Below are 1,103 nucleotides of genomic sequence, written 5' to 3'. Positions count from 1 at the left end.
ATGTTTGAAGGTTCCAAATAAATGGGGGTTGAAATTTTCGATTCGGATGGTTTTTTCGTGCGGTTATAAACTTTGAGAATTGTTTCACAAAGGCTCTCAAAGAAATCCACAAAGTATCACAAAGGGTTAATATTTAGTACTTTAAAGTAGGAGTGAGGCTTTCTTGGCGTTCTTTGCGAGCATTTCCTTAGCGTTCTTTGCGGTTAAAAAAAGCGATCAACCTTGAGCAGTGACAATACAATAGGAAGTAATCCGCTGGATTAGATCATTCTCATTAAATTCATACAAATCACAAGCCGAAACAAACGAAATTCTTTGACCATTTCTGCTGAATTCAGCTGTACCGTTGATAACTATTTTGTTGTCTTGAGCGATAATATTCAATGTCTTGAAGTCCGTGGTGACAGACTTAAAATATGCCGCAACCTGATTGCAGTTTTCTATGATGGCCTCTTTGCCAATAAATGTATTTTCTTCCACCACCTCCCAAACGGCATTTTCGGCAATGAATTCTGTGGTTTTTTCAAACTCACCATTTGAGAAAGCGAGGGCAATTTCTTGTTTGGTCATGGTTTTGGTAAAAGTATGTCGGTTTTTAATTAAAATGGTGTTACAATTTCAAGTTCCGAGCCTTCATTTCTGCCTCAACAGCCTTATAGTTATTGTTGATAGTAAAGGCAATGATGCCTACAAAAAAAGGTACAGCCAGCATAGAAAACTCAAAGTCGCTGATAAACATCCTGATAAAGGTGAATATGACGGACACTATAATAGTAGCCATCACAAATAGGTAAGGCGTTTTGGTGTCTTTCCATTTTTTCAATAGCTCCTCGTCGGTCAGTTCGTTTAGTTGTTTTTCTTGCATGATTTCTCTGTGATTTATTCGAAACCAATTTAAGAATTATTTGGGGAAATTGGGAGTTTTTTTGGTCACAAGCAAATTTAGGTTAGTCAGTTTTGTTGGCAAGCTTTGGCTTAAAACTAAGGAATTATTGGAAGAAAGTATAGGTCATAAAAATTATAAGTACCTAGTTGTAACGCACCCCAAATAACTCGGACATAAATTCAAAAATAATTTTGTAATTATGTCTATGAAAAAGAAG

General features: G+C 36.0%; 2 protein-coding genes. Both read right to left on the bottom strand.

Annotated features, from left to right (window positions below; all coding sequences use genetic code 11):
- Positions 1 to 216: 216 nt before the first annotated feature.
- Positions 217 to 570, bottom strand: coding sequence for a nuclear transport factor 2 family protein (locus tag EGI31_RS15205; protein WP_255037985.1), 354 nt, complete (start codon positions 568 to 570; stop codon positions 217 to 219).
- Positions 571 to 610: 40 nt separating this feature from the next.
- Complete coding sequence (locus EGI31_RS15200) at positions 611 to 865, bottom strand: hypothetical protein (protein ID WP_255037984.1); 255 nt, start codon at positions 863 to 865, stop codon at positions 611 to 613.
- Between the last annotated feature and the right edge of the window lie 238 nt (positions 866 to 1,103).

It is taken from the genome of Lacihabitans soyangensis, assembly GCF_024343775.1.
GTDB lineage: Bacteria > Bacteroidota > Bacteroidia > Cytophagales > Spirosomataceae > Leadbetterella > Leadbetterella soyangensis.
The sequence above is the reverse complement of the archived record's forward strand: the minus strand, read 5'-3'. Positions and strand labels throughout refer to the sequence as shown.

What these genes read in the sequence shown, in the direction of transcription:
- EGI31_RS15200 (WP_255037984.1), bottom strand. Translation starts at nt 865, where the DNA reads ATGCAAGAAAAACAACTAAACGAACTGACCGACGAGGAGCTATTGAAA.
- EGI31_RS15205 (WP_255037985.1), bottom strand. Translation starts at nt 570, where the DNA reads ATGACCAAACAAGAAATTGCCCTCGCTTTCTCAAATGGTGAGTTTGAA.